Raw genomic sequence first — 21,137 nt, 5'->3', positions numbered from 1 at the left:
GTTTTTTCTGACAATTTATAGCATAGAAACCTTTAAATTTGCATAATGAGCGCTAATCCCTAGTTGCGATCGCGCTGATGCAGCAGACAAAGCTACCTTGCTCGACCTATGAGGATTTCTCGGTGTAGCTTGTTGCCCCATCCTTGGATAGCAGATCGATCGCTGTCGTCAAAAACTCTTCTGGGTAGAAGGGTTTGCCCAAATAGGCATCGGCTCCATTCTTTAGCCCCCAATAGCGACTAGACTCACTACTTTGCGAAGAGCAAAGAAGGATGGGAATCGCTTGGGTACGCTTGTGCTGCCGTACCCGACGACAGACCTCGTAGCCATTGGGGTAGGGCATGATCGCATCCAGTACGATCAGATCGGGGGTAAAATAGAATTCATGCAGGTACTGCAATGCCTCACCACCACTGCTGGTTGAAATTACCTCAAAGCCATGCGATCGCAGCAATGAAGCGATCGCTTCCCGTTGGGTAGGGCTATCTTCGACAACGAGAACAAGTTTTTTAACATCCATCTTGGGTTTCCTCCTATGCTTTCTTTAAGGCGATTGCCCAATCTTAGGGGGCGAAACGAAGGAGCGCATGAGGTTATCGTCTCAATTCTGTCTGGGACTTTTGTCCCGATCTAAGTCAGGACTAATCGTTCTTGCGATCGCATCGAGGCTGCTCTATTCTGAAAGGATGCACTACGAGCAAAAAGCCTATGGTGCTAAGCTTATGAGCATTTGCTGGAGATGGACGCAGCTATGATTCGGATTTTACTGGTAGACGACCAACGCCTGATCCGTTGTGCCCTGACGATGCTTCTCGATGTGGACAGCAGTTTCCATGTGGTGGGTGAGGCAGAAAATGGTGAAGATGCCGTCCGCCAAGCGGAAGCGATGCAACCCGATGTTGTATTGATGGACATCCACATGCCGATCATGGATGGGATTGAGGCTACTCGCGCCATCTGCGATCGCGTTCCCGATGCCAAAGTGCTGGTACTGACCGTTGATGACGACGATCGCGACTTGGCAAAGGCACTCAAAGCGGGAGCAGCAGGGTATTTGCTCAAAAATACGCCCCCAGACGAACTGGCGATCGCGATTCAAGCAGTGCGTAAGGGATATATGCATTTAGGCCCTGGGCTAGGTCAAAAAGTGATCGCCAAAATCATCATGCCAGCCGCAAAACCCGAACTCGACTGGAGCGAACTTACCCCCAGAGAGCATGAAATTCTCAAGCTGATTGCCCAAGGGTCGAGTAACCGCGCGATCGCGGAGTTACTGTTTATTACTGAAAAGACCGTAAAAAATCACATCACCAGCATTCTCAATCGCCTCAATCTGCAGAGTCGCACCCAAGCCGCGATCTATTACCTTGAGCACGCGAACGGAACCTATTCCTAACCTGAGTTGGGGATCGGGGAATCGAAATTACTCCATGACCTCTCCCCAACCCCTCTCCTGTGAGGCTGCCGTGTACACACAAGTAAATCTGTCTTCGTCTCAATCGATCTAGCCCCCTAAATCCCCCAATTCTGGGGGACTTTAAGAGTTCTTGTCCCCCCAGAATTGGGGGCTAGGGGGCAATATACTTTTGATTTAATTAGGTTTGACGACTTGTGTGTACACCATAGCCTGCGAGGAGAGGGGCTAAGAAAAAGAAAAATATCTTGCTCCTCCCTCTCCTAAAAGGCGAGGGAGGTTGGGAGGGAGAGGTAAATTTCTAACCCGAACTGACGTTATTCCTAAGAATTACTCTGGGTGATTTTGGAATGGGAACTATAGCGGCAACTCTTTCTGCTTCCTGACGATCAAAGGCTCTTCCTTTCTATCTGTTCGCGTTCGATCGCTTCAAACAAAGCCTGAAAGTTGCCTTCACCAAAGCCTTGGGCAAGGTTCTGACGCTGGATGATCTCAAAAAAGAAGGTGGGCTGGTCAAAAATCGGCTGGGTAAAAATTTGGAGTAATGCTTGACCCGTCTCCTGATTCTGTACATCCACAAGAATGGGAGGTGAAGTTTCCAAAAACTTGACTCCGCGCGATTTAAGGATTGCTACCGTCCGAAAAATATCATGGGTATGCAGGGCAATGTGTTGAATGCCTGCGCCTCGATTGCAATCGAGGAATTCTTGGATTTGAGAGTTTGGCGTGGAGGGTTCGTTAATGGGAATTTTAATGGTGCGATCGCAATTCTCCATCACGATACTTTTTAATGCCGAACGATCGGTTTGGATGTGAAAGCGATCGCCGATCTGCAATCCCATATGCTTTTCGCACCAATGGGCAGCCTTCCACATTTCACCCACGGGTACGTTGAGAACCAAGTGATCGATATGTGTGAATAGGGACTCTGTAGAATTCCCAGTGGAAATTCCAGTAGAAAGTCCAGAGGAATGATGAAATGAGCGATCGTTCCCCAATGCCAAAGATGAATCGCTCGTCACAAAATGATGCGTCACATCTCCCCATAACTGTAGAGATTCACGGGAAGATTCACTGGCAAATCCCTGCGAAGGATCGGGCTTGACTCTAAATGCAATCTCACCCACACCCGCAGGATGGTGCTGCAAAAACTTTGCAACAGGACTGCTAGAGCGCAGGGGCGCAGAAAGTTTGATTTGGATTGTGCCATGCTGCAAGATTTCAGTGTGGGCGTGGTCGCGCACCGTACCCACCGTTTGAAATCCTAAGCATTCTTCAAACCACTTACGCCAACGAGCGACATTCTCAACATAGAAATGTACGCAATCGACACCAAGAAAATCTCGACATGACTTAGATTCAGCGATGAGCATGGGGCATTTAGAATAAAGAAATTATAAAATCTACTCCTATTATCCTCTAGACCGAAAGTTGAAGTTTAGGGTTTCGGCGTTGACAGCGATCGCCCCCGCCAAGTCCAGCCCCAGCCAGTCTCAGTTTTGATAATGGATACCAAAGCGATCGCCACAACAATTGCCCCGCCTACACCCGTTAACAGCCAATAGCGCAAGGGCTGCCCAAAACTCTTAACACTGCGCTTGCGGAAAACATATTGCAAGGCGATCGCGATCGTCGTCAACAGGCATAGTGCTAAATAACTATTCAGCACCCACTGGCGATCGATTTCCAATAACCGATAACTAACGACGGATAACTGAGCGCTGACGACTAACCAAATTAACCCCAGCCAAGGCACAACGTAAACTAAACTCAGCACAAAGGCAGAATATAGCGTCATACCAAGATTTCTATTGGCTCCCATGTAATAGTTTTTCGTCCAGCCTTCCCACAAAGCGGCAAAATTTTGGTACATCCTGACTTTGACGAGACCTAAACCGAGGATATAGCGCAATTTCAGTTTATTTTGCTTCACGAGGCGACCGAGTTCTACATCCTCAACCATTTGCTCTGCCACGGCGCGATGCCCACCAATTTTTTCGTAGGACACTCGACGAAATAACATAAACGGCCCTGCCGCAAAGGCTGTGGGATCGTCGGCTTGATTCACGGCGTCAAAGTTAAACCCTACGGCAAGTACGCTCATCATTAAGGGCTGTACTAGCCACTCTGCAAGGCATCCACACATAATTTCTGGGGCAATGCTCAGCAGATCGGTTTGATGGGTTTGGGCTTCATGCAGTGCTGCCGCGATCGCTTGGGGTTCTAACCGCACATCCGCATCGATGAATAGTAGATATTCGCTCTGAACCCGCTCTGCTGCCTGAGTACAAGCCCAGTTTTTGCCTCGCCAAACGCGATCGGTGGGACGGGGTGGAACGGAAATCAGGTGGACGCGCGGATCTTCGCTGACTAGTTGCTGCGCGATCTCTCCCGTGCGATCGCTCGACTCATCATCGGCAATCCAGACATCTAAGGTTTGGGAGGCTTTTAACTGGCTTTGTAAAACCGCCTCTACACAACTGCGAAGATTAATTTCTTCGTTATAGGCTGGAATTACCACCGCGATCGATGGGGCTGCATCAGATATAAAAGAATTCGTTTTAGCTTCGGGAATAGCTAATTTGGGCGCAGCCGTTACAGAACGAAACAAACGACGACTAAATTCGGTAATGGCGATCGTAGATGCCAAAAGCAAACAACAGAACAACAGATGAAAAATAACGATGGTAGGCATTAAAAATTTAGTCGTGACAAACTAAATGCTAGCCCACTGGCAATCCGTAATTTTAGGGTTTTACCAAATTGATTCCAGATTTAAAACAAATTCGGGCAAGACATCTTCCCCTGAGAGCGAAATTGGCGATCGCAGGATCTCGACTTCCTTGCCAACCCGATAGATTTCGACTTGCCGATCCTTGCGGTTAATTAACCATCCCAATCTAGTTCCGTTATCTTGATATTCTTGCATTTTGGCTTGCGTGGTCTTGAGGCTGTCGCTCGGTGACATCAGCTCAATGACAAAGTCTGGACAGATCGGCGGAAATTTTTCTCGTTGTTCTGGGGTCAGTGCCTCCCACCGTTCTTTTACGAGCCAAGCAGCATCAGGCGATCGATTTGCACCATTGGGGAGCTTAAACCCAGTAGAGGAACCAAAGGCAACACCTAGCTTTTTACGGCGGTTCCAAATTACCAAATCTGCGCCTAGAGATAGGCTATGCATCCCTGTATCGCCGCCTTCTGGTGCCATGATGGTGATGTCTCCTTGAGCATTGCGCTCAAACCTTAGATCGCTATTTTTTTGGCAGAGTTGAAAAAACTGCTCGTCAGTGATTTCGAGTACAGAGTCTAAACTAACGGTTAGGGAGTTCATAGGAAATAAACCTAGGTTTCAACCTGTGGAATAGTCTGGTGATTTAGGCAGGATTAGGATTCATTTTAATCGACTTTTACGATTAGACTGCGAATCTATGCATTCCTAATCCGATCTCTTCCATGCCATTGGAATTTCACGAATCCCATAGAATTCACAATTGGTTTAGGGCTTTTATATATCTGGAATATGTCAGGAATTACCATAAAAAAGCAAGAAAGAGAAAGGATTTGATATGATGCCTTAAACGCTCTTGACCAAACTGGAAGCATGAGAAAGGCGATAATTACTTGGGATAAGGACGCAGCTAAAAACCCAGAGACTGAATATCGGGCATTATTAAAGTCTCTCAAAGCAAAAAATGGGTTCGATTTTGTTTTTGTCAGATGCTCTCCGACTGAAGCAGATCAAATTATTTTCAGGACTCAACATGATATTGAGCAGAAAAATGTTCAAGTCCTGCACCTTCAGCAATCTCCAGAAGACTTTAGCAGCGCGATCGCTAATTTTGCCAGTCAAAATCACCCCGATCTTCTATTTGTCACAGGTATTGAAGAGTTTTTGGTTAGCCATACCCAACTGTTAAATCTAGATTTGAGCCTACAACAAGAATTAGACTCTGTTCCCAGACCGCTAGCAAATTTAGGACTGCTCCAAAGCAAATTACAGCAAGACTTTAATTTCTGCTTTATATTTTTACTCCCCTTGTTTGCCCTCAAATATTTTGTTGGAAGGATGCCGTCTTTCTTTGACGAATCTGTTGAGGTGTTCGAATTCCCGACAGATATGGAGTTGCTGCGACAAGAAGTACTGCGCCGCTCTTTAGAAGATCGCTACCAGACCTTTTTGAGCATGACGTCCGAAGAGCGCGATCGCAAGTTTCAAGAATTGCAAAAATTAATTGCCGCCCAGCCCTTTAAGTCCGAGCGCAGAGTCGAGCTATTACTGGAACAGGGAGGTTTGCTAGCCGCAGACAATCGTTATGCTGAAGCGATCGCGAACTGCGACCTTGCGCTGGAAATCAGTCCCCACTCGCATCTGGCTTGGTACAATCGCGGCGTAGCGCTAGATCTGCTCGGGAAACATCAAGAAGCGATCTCTAACTACAATCAAGCGCTCAGTCACAAAGATGATTTTCATCCAGCCCACTATAACCTCGGTACTTCTTTGAGTATGTTGGGACGTTACGAAGAAGCGATCGCGGCGTTTAACCGCGCCCTCAACCTCAAGCCTGATTATCATCCTGCCTTTGCCAGCAAAGGAGCCTTACTCAATGACTTGGGGCAGTATGAAGAGGCGATTAGCAACTGTGACAAAGCCCTAGCCATTCAGCCCAGCTACATCCAAGGATGGTTTAGTCGCGGCTATGCCCTCGAGTCGATGGGTAGGTATGTTGAGGCGATCAAAAGCTACGATCGCGCCTTGGAATTTAAACCAGAGGATCATCAACTCTGGTATTGGCGCGCCAAAGCCCTAGACAGTTTAGGGGAATATTCCGAAGCGATCGCCAGCTACGATCGCGCCTTAGCCATTCGCCCTGATGATTACTATGCTTGGAACAATCGCGGTCTAGCTTTGAGCAATTTAGACCTCTATGAAGACGCGATCGCTAGTTTCAATCAAGCTTTAGAGATTAAGTCGGACGATCATTATGCTTGGTACTGTCGGGGCAATGCCCATAGTGCCTTGGGGCAGCTAGAAGAGGCGATCGCTTGCTATGATAAGGCAATTCAGATTGAACCCGAAGAACCTGAAGTATGGCAAAATCGCCGCTTGGCGTTTCGCCGACTGGGATTTAACTAGCTTAGATTTAACTAGCTTAGATTTAACTAGGCAAATTAAATTAGATGGGTTTTATTAAACAGATGTAACCAATACAAACTTCATGTCTCTTGACACGTTACTGATTCAAGTTGTCTCCCTACTGTTAAGCATTGTGGGTCAGTTTTTACTTAAGGCGGGTGCTTTAGCACTCGGACAGGTAGGCATGGGGAATGTCGGTGAAAAACTGATTTCTATGGCACTCCAGCCCTATTTATGGGCAGGTATTTCGATGTATGGACTCTCTGCGGTCGGGTACATCATTGTGCTATCTCGCACCAAGCTATCCATTGCAGCTCCGACGATCTCAATTTCCTACGTGATTATTACCTTAGGTGGGGCATTAATATTTCAAGAACCTTTACCGCTTATCCGTTTTATGGGTGTGGTGGTGATTGTGGTAGGTGTTTTGATGGTTTTACTGAGCTAAACCCAAAGTGAAAATATAGCCATCCTAAATGACTTGAGTGTAGGGGCAATTCATGAATTGCCCCTACACTCAATGCGGAGAAAGGAAAGGATCTCGTACGAGATCCTCAATCATGCTCAACTACTGCTAGGGGCGATAATATGAGTCACCCCAATGCTTTGTAGGCGCTAAAAACGGGCTAGACAGGACTCTAACCTGTGACCGATCGCTTAGAAGGCGATTGCTCTATACAACTGAGCTACTAGCCCACAGCTTACTATCGTATATCAAAATGAGATTTTGACAATCGTTTCATGCTAAACCAAGTTATTGTTACGGCGGATCGGATGCGGGCGATCGAGTCGCTGATGTTTGCAGCAGGGATGCCAGTAGCGGCTTTGATGGAAAAAGTGGCAGGTCTGATCGCCCAACGTCTCGCAGAAATTTATCCGATCGCTGCCTATCGACGAGTAGGCATCTTGGTAGGCTCGGGACACAATGGTGGGGATGCCTTAGTTGTTGCCAGAGAACTTTGGCATCGGGGGCGCGAAGTCAAAATTTATTCAACCCTCACAAAGCACAAACCGCTCACCCGCGTACACCGCTGCTATGCCCAGAGTCTAGGCATCCCATTTGTCGATTTGGAGGAGCTAAAAACCTGCGATCTAATTGTGGATGGTCTGTTTGGCTTTGGTTTGGAACGCAATATCGAAGGAGAACTCGCAGGAATTATCGATAAGGTAAATACTTGGGGGATTCCTATCCTCAGTATCGATCTGCCTTCAGGCATCCATACCGATACGGGGGCTGTGATGGGGGTGGCGATTCGAGCGACCCATACCCTCTGTTTAGGTCTATGGAAGCGCGGACTGTTTGCCGAATCGACCCTTTCCTATTTCGGTCAAGTCGATCGCCTTGATTTTGATATTCCTGAATCCATGGTGCGTCAAGTTCTGGGAGATGCTCATGCTGAGTGGCGCATCGACCCAAAGCAAATATTTCGCCATCCATCCCAATCTTCTAGGGGGAATCCAGCATCCTCATGCTTGCCAATTCCTCGTGCCATTACGACGCACAAATACCAAGTCGGGCATCTTCTATTAATCGTAGGTTCGCAAACCTATGGCGGGGCGGCTCTGTTGGCGGCTCTAGGCGCAAAAGCAAGCGGCGTGGGAATGTTGACGATTGCCGTTCCCGAATCTCTCAGGTCGATGGTACTGGCACAGGTACCCGATGCACTGGTAATGGGTTGCCCTGAGACCGATACGGGGGCGATCGCAGGCTTACCCGAACTGGATCTGCAAAAATATCAAGCGATCGCCTGCGGTTGTGGCTTGTCTTTGGAAACCAAAGCGATCGTCGATCGAGTTCTCAGAGCACCCTGTCCATTAGTCCTAGATGCTGATGGATTAACTTTATTAGCAAGCTTAGGAATAGAGCATCTGAAAGTACGTTCTCAAGCAACAATTCTCACACCGCATTGGGGAGAGTTTGGTCGATTATTTCCCGAGCTAAAACTTGAAGATCGCCTGACGGCAGTGCAAAGAGCTGTAAGCCAAACAGGAGCGACGATCTTACTCAAGGGCGCGAGAACCGCGATTAGTTTCTGCGATCGGTTGGCAACCAGTTCTCTAGAGGGTTCAGAACACCAACAAACTTGGGTGAATCCTGAAAGTACGCCTGCACTGGCGAGAGGTGGCAGTGGTGATGTGTTAGCAGGTGTAATAGGTGGGTTATTAGCGCAGGGCATGACTGGTGGAAATGCCGCGATCGCGGGAACTGTCTGGCATTCACAAACAGCGATTTGGCTAGCTAAACAACGCACCGAGATGGGTGTCGATCCGCTCGCATTGGCACAAAATCTCTTATCCTTTCTCGCTGAGAGAAGCGGTTAGCATTCAGCGATTAGCTTTTTTCAAAGCCTTGCGTAGCAAGGTAATTATTCACAACAGATTTTCCGATCGCGAACTAACGTTCCATGAGGTGGCGAAGAATTCTCACACCTTCTCTTTTACAGGAGGTAAGATGCCGCGCTTGTGTAGGCTTCGATCGATTTCTCTCAAAAGCTGCACATCTTCTTGGGGAAAAAATGTATGGGCAGAAGCCTGCTTTTCTAAAAAAGCAAAGGCTTGGCGAAACTGTTGCGGAGAAGCGGCGATCGGAGCGTCAAAATGACAGGGAATAATTTGTTGAAAGTTCCAACTTGCGACCCGATCGGCCCAATCGAGCGTTTCTTTTGGTGCGCGATTGAGAATTAAGGTTTGGAGAATGGGTGCAACCAATAATCTTCCATTGCCGCGTAGTGCCTCAAATGCCTGTTGCCAATTGGGTTTCCATTGAAAGGGAAATAGTCCGAAATAAGCTTTTTTAGAGCGATCGCTGGCTTGAGCTGCATCGCGAAATGCTTCCCCCCAGGGCATCACATCTAAGACACTGGAACGGAAGTACATAGCAAATAAAGCGATGCGCTGCCATCCCTTGCGACGATTTGCCTGCGTATCTTCCACGAGATCGGAGGCGCGATCTTTGGCATGAAATAATAAGGGGTACGGATCGACTTGCACGATCGCGGGCGGATCTTGAGGAATGGAAATCACCATATCGGTCACCAATAAAGTCCGCGATCGCTTATCAAAAAAAGCAACTTCTGTGAATTTTCCTAACCCGAGATGGATGGAATCTAGAATCGCATAGTCAAACTGATCGGCAAAGGGAGCTTGACGGCTGTCTTGAGGCAGTACCTGCGTGCGCTTGGGCGGTAAACCCAGCCAACTTAAAGGCAAATTGAGCGGAAAGCTCCATTGATCGGGGGCAACAAATACCTGGGCATTGGGAAAGCACCTCGCAAAAGGGCCGACAAAGACTTTATGCTCCAGCCCAGAAGCAGTTGGCAAGATAATGTATTTAACATCGCCATGTTCGGCGACCAATTCTTTGACGAGACGAATACACTCAGTCGTTGGGGCAACAGGGGCATAAACCAACAACCCACCGCGATCGAGTTTAACTACCGTCATTCGGATCGGTACGACCACATAAAAGATGCCTTGCAGTTGATCGAATGTCCAAACGGCATTGGCGATCGCTTCTTGACGAATTGTGCGCCGCTTACCATATGGGTAAAGCGGGACAATATGCCAAAAAGCCCATGAAAAGTCGCGTGGGGGAGTTGTTTGTGCTTGCATCATTAATCAGGTTATGAGTAACCATCGCAAAGCCCATTGTAAAGCTCAAATCGCTTTCAGCCAAATTCTGTAATTAATTTTGTTAGCTGCTTGATGAAATGCCTTGTTAACCGCTTACGTACCAAATGTGCGGCGATATCCTAAATAGCCAATGCCTACCAAGAGTGCGAGGAATCCCAAAAACATGGGGAATGGAAGGAAAGAAAATACAATGATATAGATTCGAGTGGCGGAGGCGATCCATGCCAAAACCATATAAACACCTGCCATGACGATCAAGCCCTGTAGGGTGCGAAAGGCGGGAATCTCAATTAAGGGAAGGCGTTGCTTGGATAGCCACAGCGATGTAATCAGATGATAGGGTGGTATAAATAGCAAAAATGCATCGGCTTGTTTGACAATCATTTCCCATCCCTTTGTATGGGTTGCATAGGTTAGATACCCTGCCAGTGTGAGCATACTCAAAACCGAGAGCCAGAGGTTGGCACTCAAGACAAAGGGCTCCTCTTTTTTCCCTGGAATAGCGTAGCAAATCAGATAGGTAAGCCAAGGGGTGGCGAGCATGAGAAAGATAATCGGGATGCGGTACTCGGTAAATAACGTCTCTAGGCTCATAGGGTTTTGGGGAGAGATTATATAATGCTGCGTATGACGGTCAATTGGAATCTTGCAACCTTGTCAAAAACGCCAAAAACTCAAGTTTTTGGCTCACAGCAGATTCTCCCATATTTCGGAAGTACTACCTACCCGATCGCGTTTTGCTTCATAACGATCGCGTACCAGAATCAGCAAAATTAATCTATCAATTCCATCAGCACATAATTTACGGGCATATCAAAGGAATGTGAAGAGTCTGTGGTTTACTTTGGATGCGAAATAGGATACCTGTAAACAGGCAAATCGGACTTCCCCCTTTTAATTCACCCTACTGGAGGAAGATAGGTAATCCATTTTCCTTCATTGTAGGGCTGGGGAGGGGTAAATCTTACCCATACAGTGGGAAAACTACACTTACACTTTGCTTTTTTATGAAGTAAATTGAGCTAAAGTCAGTTAATCGCAATTCTTCAGTTATATTGAGTGTGGATGAGTGGGGGCTCGATCGCACGAAGCAAGGACTATCTTTTTTTTATTTTTATCGAACCAATAATTTTGATTTGGGAATTCAATCATCTGAATATCTAAAAAAGAAATTAATCGTTCGTGCAAAAAGCTGAAGCATTTGGTAACTGCCATGTAACAGCTTTGCTTGCCCTCAATGTCAACAAATTCTAAATTAATTTCTAGATCGATAAATTCCGTAATGATAGATGCCGCGATCGGTTTAATCCCATGAAAAAGCCCGAAATCCCACAGAATGAAAGCGAAAGGCAAGCAGCTCTCGATCGCTATAAGGTTCTCGATACCTTACCAGAGCAGGAATACGATGATTTGACGCAACTTGCTGCCCGTATCTGTGGAACCCCGATCGCTTTAATCTCTTTGGTCGATCGCGATCGGCAGTGGTTTAAATCGCGCGTCGGCATTGATGCCTCGGAAACACCGCGAGACATTTCTTTTTGCGGTCACGTCGTTGCCAACAATATGAAATTGATCGTTCCCGATGCCACCTTGGACGATCGCTTTGCGGACAATCCTCTCGTGGCAAGCGATCCGAATATTCGCTTTTATGTTGGCGTCCCTTTAACTACCCCTGATAGCTATACCTTGGGGACTTTGTGCGCGATCGATCGCCAGCCTAAAACACTGACAGAAACGCAAATCGAACAACTTGAGTCGCTCAGTCGTCTGGCGATCAGTCAGTTGGAACTAAGACGAAATCAAAATGCATTTCAGCTTTTTGCCTCTATTGTCGAATCCTCCGATGATGCCATTATGACCAAAACCCTCGATGGCATTATCACCAGTTGGAATTCCGCAGCGGAGAAGATCTTTGGGTATACAGCGCGGGAGGCGATCGGACAGCCCATGGCGATGCTGATTCCGCCAGATCGGAAAGAGGAGGAACCGCAAATTCTCGCGAAAATCGCCCGAGGCGATCGCATCGAGAATTTTGAAACCGAGCGCGTTCGCAAGGATGGCAAGCGTATTTACGTCTCGGCAACGATTTCTCCAGTACGAGACTTTGAAGGCAAAATTATTCTGGCATCGAAAATCGCGCGAGATATTACCGATCGCAGGGCATCGGAAGAGCGACTATCAGAAACTTTGATGTTGCAAAAAGCTATTTTAGATAGCGCCAACTTTGCCATTATCTCAACCGATCTACAAGGCACGATTCGATCCTTTAACCTAGCTGCTGAGAATATGTTGGGATATGCTGCCTCGGAGGTCGTAGGCAAGACTAGCCCTGCAATTTTGCACGATCTCAATGAAGTTGTTTCCCAAGCTAAGCACCTGTCTCAAGAACTTCATCAAGATATCGAGCCTGGGTTTGAAGTCTTTGTTGCCAAGGCTAAACTAGGACAGGTTGCCGAGCAGGAATGGACTTATATCCGTAAAGATGGTTCGCGTTTCCCTGTAATGCTAACCATTACCGCCATTCGCACAAATCAAGGCGAGATTACAGGATTTTTGGGCATTGCCAAAGATATCACCGCTCAGAAACAAGCAGAAAAGCATGCTCTAGATATCGCTGCTGCGCTCGATCGCACCGCAATTGTGGCGATCACGGATATTCAGGGCACGATTACCTTTGTTAACGATAAATTCTGCGAAATTTCCAAATATAGTCGTGACGAGTTACTCGGACAAAACCATCGCATTCTCAATTCTGGACATCATCCTCGCCAGTTTTTTGCTGATATGTGGAAAGCGATCTCTCAAGGAGAAACTTGGCAGGCTGAAATCAAAAATCGGGCTAAAGATGGCTCGTTCTATTGGGTGGACACGACGATCGTGCCTTTCCTCAACGAACTGGGGAAACCCTATCAGTACCTCGCCATTCGCAAGGATATTACATCCCGCAAAGAAATCGAAAGCAATCTAAAACGAGAAGTCGAGGAGCGCAAACGCGCGGTGCAGGAGTTACGGGTCTTGGCAGAGCGCCTCGAGGCAAGCAACCGCGAATTGCAAGATTTTGCCTATGTTTCTTCCCACGATTTACAAGAGCCTCTGCGCAAGATTCAAGCCTTTGGCGATCGCCTCAAGTCAAGTTGTAAAGATTCGCTCGACGTTAAGGGGTTAGATTATCTAGAGCGCATGCTAAATGCGGCGGGTCGAGCCCAAATCTTGATTAACGATCTGCTGGCTTTTTCGCGGGTCACCACTAAGTCTAAACCCTTTGAATCGGTCGATCTGGCTGAGGTGCTAGAGGGCGTGCTCTCCGATCTAGAGGTGCGGATCGCTCAAACAGGAGCCACTTTGGAAATCGATCGCCTTCCCGTCATCGATGCCGACCCCATGCAAATGCGCCAGATTTTACAAAATCTGATTGGGAATGCGCTCAAGTTTCAGCAAGAGGGCATTGCCCCTGTCGTGCAGGTGCGATCGCAAATCTACCCACTTCACGGTCAAGATTGGTGCGAGATTCGCGTAATCGATAATGGCATTGGGTTCGAGCAAAAATATGTCGATCGCATCTTCCAGATCTTTCAGCGCCTGCACGGACGGCAAACTTTTGAAGGCACTGGTATCGGTCTTGCCATCTGCCGTAAAATTGCAGAGCGGCACAATGGTACGTTAACCGCAGAAAGCGAACCCGATCGAGGTGCAACCTTCATTTTTACTCTACCAATTCATCAGCCCACAGGAGAACTTCAATAATGCCTAACAAAGGAAAAAGCATCACTATTTTGGTTGCAGAGGACGATGAAGACGATCGCCTTTTAATGCAAGATGCCCTCGAAGAAAATCGCCTTGCCAACGACCTGCATTTTGTCTTTGATGGCGAAGAGTTGATGGACTATCTGCTGCATCGTAACAACTACAGCGATCCTAAAAGCGCGCCGCGCCCCAGTTTGATCTTGTTAGATTTAAATATGCCGCGCAAGGATGGCAGAGAAGCGCTCAAAGAAATTAAATCCTATCCAGAGTTACGCCAGATTCCGATTGTGGTGCTCACCACATCCAAAGCCGAAGAAGACATTCTGCGTACCTACGATCTGGGGGTAAATTCCTTTATTGCCAAGCCCGTCGTGTTTGACTCGATGGTAAAAATCATGAAGACGTTAGGAACCTACTGGTTTGAAATTGTGGAATTGCCCGACCAAAACTCCTAGCAAGCAATCTGTCACGATGGAGATTTATGGCGCTGCCCCAGCCTCAGCTTTAACAAGAAACACCATTTCAAGATTACCGAATCTACAAAGAGCGATCTGAATATGAACGACCTTAAAGAAACCGAGCAACTGACTGCCTGCGATCTGGCCTTAAAGCATCAATTGACCCAGGCAAGTTTGCTGGCATCGATATTGCAACGGATTCGCAGTTCCCTAGAACTAGACAAGATCTTGACTGCGATTGTCGAAGAAGTCAGAGAATTTCTGCAGACCGATCGCGTCGTCGTGTTTCAAGTGTTTGCCGATGGCACGAGCAAAGCCACTGCCGAATCTGTGGGCGAATCTTGGCGCACAATTATGGAAGAAGTATTCCCCCCAGAAACTTTCCCACAAAGTTGTTACGAGAAATATCTTCAAGGCAACGTCACCCGTATGCGCGATCGCGACCAGGTAGTTGAATGCATGCAGGGGATTTATGCTAATTACCAGATTCGCGCCAGTTGTGCCATACCGATTATTTTGGGCGATCGCCTATGGGGATTGGTACTTGCCCATCATTGTGCCGATGCGCGTGACTGGCAAGATTGGGAAATATCATTTTTGCGACAACTGGCATGGCAATTGGAAGCGCCGCTAGAACAGGCAGAACTTTACGCTCGCCTGCAAGCCGAGTTAGAAGAGCGCAAAAAAGCCGAGGAAGAGTTGCGATTTCTCACCCAAAAGCTAGAAAGCAGTAACAAAGAGCTAGAGAGTTTTGCCTATGTCTCATCCCACGATTTGCAAGAACCCCTACGCAAAATTCAAGCCTTTGGCGATCGCCTCAAGACTCGCTGTGGGGAACTGCTCGACGACAAAAGCCAAGACTATCTCCAGCGCATGTTGAGCGCTGCCAATCGCGCACAACTTTTAATCGACAACCTGCTGACCTTTTCGCGGGTTACGACCAAAGTCGAACCTTTTACGCAGGTGAACCTACGCGAGATTATTGATGGTGTGCTGTCCGATCTAGAAGTTCGGATCGAAAGGGTCGGCGGTACGGTCAATGTGGGTGAAATTCCCGCGATCGATGCCGATCCCCCTCAAATGCGCCAACTCTTCCAAAATCTTTTGGGCAACGCGCTCAAGTTCAGTCGCGAAGGCGTCCCCCCTGTTGTGACTGTTACGACGGCTGTAGAAGGCGATCGCGTCCGCATTGAAGTCGCCGATAATGGCATTGGGTTCGATCAGAAATATCGCGATCGGATTTTTGAGGTATTTCAACGCTTACACGGTCGGTCAGAGTATGAAGGATCGGGGATCGGTCTATCGATTTGCCGTAAAATTGTCGAACGACACAAGGGAACGATCGTGCCCTACAGCCAACCTGACTGTGGCGCTACCTTTATCATTACCCTGCCTCTCAGACAACCCGATCCTGAATCATAAGTTGTGCTTCAGAACTTAGTGTCAGAACTTAGTGTCAGAACTTAGTGTCAGAGGTGAGATCGCCAAACTCCTAACCAGTAATGCAAAACCATGGCTCCAGAGATTTATCGAGTTCTGCTTGTAGATGACGACGAAGATGACTACGTGGTCACGCGCGATTTTTTGAGCGAGGCAGAGCAAGCTATCTTTAAGTTGACTTGGGCTGATAATTTCCAAGCTGGGCTGGCAGAAATTGCTAAAAACCGCCATGATGTCTACTTATTTGATTATCGGCTCGGTAAAGAAACTGGCTTAGATTTGATGGAAGCAGCCTTTAAACTCGGATGCGTCAAACCCGTGATTTTGCTTACAGGGGTCGGAGATAGCGAGATCGATCGCAAAGCCATGGTATCGGGTGCGGCGGACTATCTGGTCAAAGGTCGTTTCATCAGTGCCGCCCTGTTAGAGCGATCGATTTTGCACGCGATCGAACGCAAGCAAGGGGAAGTCAAGCAAAATCAACTACTGGAAGAGTTGGCGCATGTCAATCAAGAACTCAAAGACTTTGCCTATATTGTTTCCCACGATCTCAAAGCACCTTTACGCGGGATCGCCTCTCTAGCAGACTGGTTGCTCACAGATTACGGCGATCGCCTCGATGACGAGGGCAAAGACATGCTGCAACTGATGGGCGGTAGGGTGCGGCGGATGAGCGATCTGATCGATGGCGTGTTGCAATATTCTCGAGTTGGTAGAGTGCGGGAGGATAAAACAGAGGTCGATCTCAAGCCATTACTGGTGGATATCATTGATTCGATCGCCGCACCAAAGGGCATCCAGATTGCGATCGACACCAAACTACCCGTATTACAGGCAGAAAAGATTCGCATCCAGCAAGTATTTCAAAACTTGATTAGCAATGCTGTCAAGTATATGGGTAAGCCAGAGGGAGAGATTCACATCGGTCATACGGAAACCCAAGGCTTTTGGCAATTTTATGTGAGCGATACGGGCGTGGGCATTGAGGAGCGACATTTTGACAAGGTGTTTCAAATTTTCCAAACCCTCGTACCGCGCGACCAGTCAGAAAGCACGGGTGTGGGGTTAGCGATCGTCAAAAAAATTGTGGAAACCTATGGCGGTCAAATATGGGTAACGTCTGAAGTCGGGAAAGGTAGTACCTTTTACTTCACGCTGCCTATACCAGTAAATGAGGATGAAGGTTAAACCATCATGAGAAGCTTTGACCCAATTTTACTTGTAGAAGACGACAAACTCGATATCATGACGCTCAAACGCGGATTGAGAGATATTCATGCTGACAACCCACTCCATGTCAGAAACGATGGGGAAGACGCTCTCGAATTTTTGCGCGACCCCAATAATCCGACTCCGGGCTTAATTTTGCTAGACTTAAATATGCCACGCATGAACGGGCTGGAGTTTCTTAAAATTCTTAAAGCCGATCCCAATTGGCGTAAAATCCCCGTCGTGATCTTAACAACCTCTAGAGAAGAGCAGGATCGACTCGTCAGTTTTGAGCTAAGTGCCGCAGGCTATATTGTGAAACCATTAGAGTATCCTGATTTTGTTGAGAAGTTACTGGTCATCTACAACTATTGGCGTTTAAGCGAAATTCCTAATTTAATCACCTAATTTAATCGGTTCCTTAACTTATGATTTCTCCTGCCGCTGTCTTAAATTCGCCCCCAATAAAGGTTCTGCTGGTTGAAGACGATCGGATCGATCGCCTAGCCTTTACGCGAAGTGCAAAACAAGCCAGTTGGCCCTATGACTATACGATCGCCACTTCTCTCACCGAGGCGATTAGCATCATAAACACTCAGGTATTTGAGATTGCCATCCTAGACTACAACCTAGGCGATGGTCTCTCTAGCTCTCTGTTCCCGATTCTAAAAGCCAAAAATTGTCCGTTTATTATCTCGACAGGCAGTGGCGATGAAGAAACTGCCGCGAAGTTAATGAATGAAGGAGCTTACGATTACTTAATCAAAGACCCCGATCGCAACTATCTCAAAGTCCTACCCGCAACTGTCAACAAAACCCTCGACCGCCATAGAGCAGAGGGGCAGTTACTGTTACTCAACCATGCGATGCAGAGCGTCAAAGATTGCATCTACATTCTCAACGAACAGGGGGAACTGCAATTTGTCAATAATACGCTTGCAAAGCTCAGCAATCTCACGCCTCAAGAGGCGATCGGTCAGCCCATTCAAATTTTAAAGCAGCCAGACTTGGAAGAATGGATCTCTTCTAATTCTTGCCTAATTCTCGAGGGCGCAGTCGACGGTCAAATTCCCATGCGTCGAGCCGATGGTTCGAGCTATCTTGCCTTTATTTCTGAATCCCGCATCCATGAAGCATCAAGCTCGATCGGGGTTGGGGTGATTCGCGATATTACCTCGTTAAAGCAGATCGAGTTGGAATTGCGAAATGCTCGAGAGAACTTAGAACAGATCGTTCTGGAACGAACGGACGCATTGCGACAGGAAAATCAAGAACGATTGCAGGCAGAAGCCAATCTGCTGCAGCTCAACCAAACACTTGAAGCTAGGGTAGAAACTCGGACGCAAGAGCTGCAAGAGCGAGAATCTCAACTGCGCGATCTTTTTGACAATGCTACCGATCTGATTCAAAGCGTTGCGCCCGACGGTCGAATTTTGTTTGTAAATCGAGCCTGGAAAGAAACCTTGGGATATGACGATGCCGACCTAGCGCAATTGTCTATTTTCCAAGTTATTCATCCCGACGATCTGACGCATTGCCAAATCGCGATGCAAACCCTATTTGCTGGTTCTACAAGTTTAAACCTCGAAACTAGATTCTTGACCAAAGATTGCCGAGAAATTGTCGTAGAAGGAAATGTCAATTGTCAAATGCAAGATGGCATCCCGATCGCCACGCGGGGCATCTTTCGAGATGTTACCCAGCGCAAGCTTGCCGAAGCCTCTTTAGCAGAGAGCGAGGCATTTAATCGCCAGTTGGTTGAGGAGTTCCCGATCGGGCTGGCTAGTTGTGGCATGGACGGACAGCTCACCTATGTCAACTCGGCTTTTGCCCATATATTGGGACGCACTGTCGAAGAATGTCTCACACTCACTTACTGGGATATTACGCCGATTAAATATGCCGATCGCGAAGCCGAACAACTCCTAATAATCCAGACAGAAGGTCGTTACGGACCCTATGAGAAAGAATACATTCATAAAGACGGCCATCTCGTTCCAGTGCTATTAACTGGAATCGTAATTTTACGGAATGATGAGCTATCGATCTGGTCTAGCGTCCAAGATATCAGCGATCGCAAACAGGCAGAAAATGCACTGCGAGAATCTCAACAGTTTTTGCAGACTGTCCTCGATACCTTTCCCCTCTCTGTATTTTGGAAAGATCGCGACTCGGTCTATTTGGGTTGCAACCAACAATTTGTCAAAACCACTGGGCTGCAATCCCCCTCGGAGGTGATTGGCAAAACTGATTTTGACTTTCCCTACACAGAAGCCGAAGTCCTTGCTTATCGTGCCGACGATCGACAGGTAATAGAATCTGGCGCAGCCAGGCTCGGGATTGAAGAAACAATAACCCTACCCACGGGCGAACAGCGATGGCTAGAAACAAACAAGGTTCCTTTGCGAGACTTGGCAGGCAATGCGATCGGAATCGTGGGAACCTTTCAGGACATTAGCGATCGCAAACAGGCTGAAGCGGAATTACAGCGAACCAACGAAGAACTCGCTCGTGCTACACGGCTTAAAGATGAATTTCTTGCCAATATGAGCCACGAACTTCGCACGCCACTGAATGCCATTTTGGGTATGGCTGAAGGGCTGCAAGAAGGTGTTTTTGGCAATATGAACGAGCGACAGGTTAAAGCAATCCAAACCATTGAGAGCAGTGGTTCCCATTTACTGTCGCTGATCAACGACATTCTGGATGTTGCCAAAATCGAATCAGGTCAAATCGAACTCGATTGCACGCCTACCTCTGTATCTCTACTCTGCCAATCGAGTCTGGTATTTATCAAGCAACAGGCTATGCAAAAACGCATCCAGCTTGTAACGAAATTACCACCCAATTTACCCGATCTATTGGTTGACGAACGACGTACCCGCCAGGTCTTGATCAACCTGCTCAACAACGCCCTCAAATTTACCCCAGAGGGAGGATGTATCACCTTAGAGGTCACTTACAAACAGCAACAGAAAGAGAACTTTCCTCTCTTTGAGGGAGAGGGGCTGGGGGAGAGGTCTTTCCTGCGAATTGCCATCATCGATACAGGTATTGGTATTTCCTCCGAAAACATCAAAAAACTATTTCAGCCTTTCATTCAAATTGATAGTGCCCTCAACCGCCAGTATCAAGGTACGGGCTTAGGACTAGCGCTGGTAAAAAGGATTGTCGAACTCCACGGCGGACAGGTGGGGCTGACCAGTGAGGTCGGTGTGGGTAGTTGCTTTTCGATTGAACTGCCTTGTGCAGTATCAGGATCGTCCCCTTCTGAACCCACTCCCCAATCGGGCGATTCTGGAAGTGAACCCAGCCAACCACAACTAGAAACCTCTCCCCTAATCTTGTTAGCCGAAGACAACCCTGCCAATATCAGTACGGTTTCGGCCTATCTGCAAGCCAAGGGCTATCGCATGCTCTTGGCAAGAAATGGGCTGGAGGCTGTCGAACTGGCAAAAGCTCACCATCCTAACTTGATTTTGATGGATATTCAAATGCCTGAGATGGATGGCATCGAAGCAATGCAGCAGATTCGTCTCGACCCTAGCTTAACCAACTTGCCGATCGTAGCGCTAACAGCATTAGCGATGGCGAACGATCGCCAAAAATGTCTAGATGCTGGAGCTAATGAATACCTCACCAAACCCGTTAGGCTAAAGGAATTAGCAACTGCTATACAACACCTTTTAGGTCATGCTATATAGCCATCCTAAATCGTTTGTTAGGTTCGGGTTTTGATACTTCGACCGCAATATAACGGGAATTGATTAAACATGAAGTGCGTTGTTGAGAGATGTTACGCTACAATAATTACATGAACTGTGGAGAAGAGATTTTGTGCCTATCGAGGTTTATGGTCGAGTCAGTGACTTTAAACTGGGACAAGATTCAGTAAGTAAATGGTTGAGGATGAGTTAGTTTAAGTGGCTTTATAGCAAGCAGTTTTAAGTACATCTATGAAGCGAATTAGCATCCTGAGATCGAGGCGATCTAAAACATTTTATGCGAAGATTTGTTCCCATTTCTTTCTTCGCATAGGCTTAAGGCTTAATAATTATCTATTGAGGTAATCTATTCCACGTAGGGTAGGGGCAATTTCTCAGTG

At 47.3% G+C, this 21,137-nt stretch carries 17 protein-coding genes and 1 tRNA gene; 11 read left to right on the top strand and 7 right to left on the bottom strand.

The genetic code is table 11. From position 1 onward, the window contains the following. Window positions 1-106: 106 nt before the first annotated feature. A complete protein-coding gene (locus ACP2WE_RS10610; protein ID WP_425215525.1) occupies window positions 107-520 on the bottom strand; it encodes a response regulator in 414 nt (137 codons plus the stop codon). 219 nt (window positions 521-739) lie between these two features. On the opposite strand from ACP2WE_RS10610, the gene ACP2WE_RS10605 reads away from it, so the two are divergent. Continuing rightward, a complete protein-coding gene (locus ACP2WE_RS10605; RefSeq protein WP_425215524.1) occupies window positions 740-1,396 on the top strand; it encodes a response regulator in 657 nt (218 codons plus the stop codon). 407 nt (window positions 1,397-1,803) lie between these two features. Here the strand turns inward: ACP2WE_RS10605 and ACP2WE_RS10600 are convergent, their stop codons facing one another. The 3 genes from ACP2WE_RS10600 to ACP2WE_RS10590 form a co-directional block, all read right to left on the bottom strand. Further along, window positions 1,804-2,787 (bottom strand): 4-hydroxyphenylpyruvate dioxygenase family protein, encoded by a 984-nt coding sequence (locus ACP2WE_RS10600; RefSeq protein ID WP_425215523.1) that lies wholly within the window; start codon window positions 2,785-2,787, stop codon window positions 1,804-1,806. A gap of 65 nt (window positions 2,788-2,852) precedes the next feature. Beyond that, window positions 2,853-4,109 (bottom strand): glycosyltransferase family 2 protein, encoded by a 1,257-nt coding sequence (locus ACP2WE_RS10595; protein WP_425215522.1) that lies wholly within the window; start codon window positions 4,107-4,109, stop codon window positions 2,853-2,855. Between the two features lie 60 nt (window positions 4,110-4,169). Continuing rightward, window positions 4,170-4,745, bottom strand: coding sequence for a Uma2 family endonuclease (locus ACP2WE_RS10590; protein ID WP_425215521.1), 576 nt, complete (start codon window positions 4,743-4,745; stop codon window positions 4,170-4,172). A gap of 270 nt (window positions 4,746-5,015) precedes the next feature. Here ACP2WE_RS10590 and ACP2WE_RS10585 point away from each other — a divergent pair, with 270 nt between their 5' ends. Beyond that, window positions 5,016-6,548, top strand: coding sequence for a tetratricopeptide repeat protein (locus tag ACP2WE_RS10585; RefSeq protein ID WP_425215520.1), 1,533 nt, complete (start codon window positions 5,016-5,018; stop codon window positions 6,546-6,548). 82 nt (window positions 6,549-6,630) lie between these two features. Next, window positions 6,631-6,996 carry a transporter gene (locus ACP2WE_RS10580; RefSeq protein ID WP_425215519.1) on the top strand — a complete coding sequence of 122 codons (366 nt, stop codon included), beginning with the start codon at window positions 6,631-6,633 and terminating at the stop codon, window positions 6,994-6,996. 174 nt (window positions 6,997-7,170) lie between these two features. On the opposite strand, the gene ACP2WE_RS10575 is transcribed toward ACP2WE_RS10580, so the two are convergent. After that, window positions 7,171-7,244, bottom strand: a tRNA-Arg gene (locus ACP2WE_RS10575). 45 nt (window positions 7,245-7,289) lie between these two features. Between ACP2WE_RS10575 and ACP2WE_RS10570 the strand changes: the two genes are divergently transcribed. Then, window positions 7,290-8,870 (top strand): NAD(P)H-hydrate dehydratase, encoded by a 1,581-nt coding sequence (locus ACP2WE_RS10570; RefSeq protein ID WP_425215518.1) that lies wholly within the window; start codon window positions 7,290-7,292, stop codon window positions 8,868-8,870. A gap of 102 nt (window positions 8,871-8,972) precedes the next feature. Here ACP2WE_RS10570 and ACP2WE_RS10565 read toward each other — a convergent pair whose 3' ends face one another. Both ACP2WE_RS10565 and ACP2WE_RS10560 read right to left on the bottom strand, forming a co-directional pair. Further along, window positions 8,973-10,160, bottom strand: a complete 1,188-nt coding sequence (locus tag ACP2WE_RS10565; RefSeq protein WP_425215578.1) for a DUF4336 domain-containing protein — start codon at window positions 10,158-10,160, stop codon at window positions 8,973-8,975. 114 nt (window positions 10,161-10,274) lie between these two features. Continuing rightward, on the bottom strand, window positions 10,275-10,775 hold the full coding sequence (locus ACP2WE_RS10560) for a hypothetical protein (RefSeq protein ID WP_425215517.1): 501 nt from the start codon (window positions 10,773-10,775) through the stop codon (window positions 10,275-10,277). A gap of 44 nt (window positions 10,776-10,819) precedes the next feature. Between ACP2WE_RS10560 and ACP2WE_RS10555 the strand changes: the two genes are divergently transcribed. The 7 genes from ACP2WE_RS10555 (at window position 10,820) to ACP2WE_RS10525 (ending at window position 20,736) form a co-directional block, all read left to right on the top strand. Then, window positions 10,820-11,008, top strand: a complete 189-nt coding sequence (locus tag ACP2WE_RS10555; protein ID WP_425215516.1) for a hypothetical protein — start codon at window positions 10,820-10,822, stop codon at window positions 11,006-11,008. Between the two features lie 484 nt (window positions 11,009-11,492). Then, on the top strand, window positions 11,493-13,925 hold the full coding sequence (locus ACP2WE_RS10550; protein ID WP_425215515.1) for a PAS domain S-box protein: 2,433 nt from the start codon (window positions 11,493-11,495) through the stop codon (window positions 13,923-13,925). Continuing rightward, window positions 13,925-14,380, top strand: a complete 456-nt coding sequence (locus ACP2WE_RS10545; RefSeq protein WP_425215514.1) for a response regulator — start codon at window positions 13,925-13,927, stop codon at window positions 14,378-14,380. The genes ACP2WE_RS10550 and ACP2WE_RS10545 overlap by 1 nt, the downstream gene beginning before the upstream one ends. Window positions 14,381-14,482: 102 nt before the next feature. Further along, window positions 14,483-15,805 (top strand): sensor histidine kinase, encoded by a 1,323-nt coding sequence (locus ACP2WE_RS10540; RefSeq protein WP_425215513.1) that lies wholly within the window; start codon window positions 14,483-14,485, stop codon window positions 15,803-15,805. Between the two features lie 90 nt (window positions 15,806-15,895). Beyond that, a complete protein-coding gene (locus ACP2WE_RS10535; RefSeq protein ID WP_425215512.1) occupies window positions 15,896-17,011 on the top strand; it encodes a sensor histidine kinase in 1,116 nt (371 codons plus the stop codon). Between the two features lie 6 nt (window positions 17,012-17,017). Then, entirely contained in the window at window positions 17,018-17,440 is a 423-nt protein-coding gene (locus ACP2WE_RS10530; protein WP_425215511.1) for a response regulator, read from the top strand. A 20-nt stretch (window positions 17,441-17,460) separates the two neighbouring features. After that, on the top strand, window positions 17,461-20,736 hold the full coding sequence (locus ACP2WE_RS10525) for a hybrid sensor histidine kinase/response regulator (RefSeq protein ID WP_425215510.1): 3,276 nt from the start codon (window positions 17,461-17,463) through the stop codon (window positions 20,734-20,736). Window positions 20,737-21,137 lie beyond the last annotated feature (401 nt).

The organism is Tumidithrix helvetica PCC 7403 (assembly GCF_965232925.1).
Lineage (GTDB): Bacteria > Cyanobacteriota > Cyanobacteriia > Pseudanabaenales > Pseudanabaenaceae > Tumidithrix > Tumidithrix helvetica.
The sequence above is the reverse complement of the archived record's forward strand: the minus strand, read 5'-3'. Positions and strand labels throughout refer to the sequence as shown.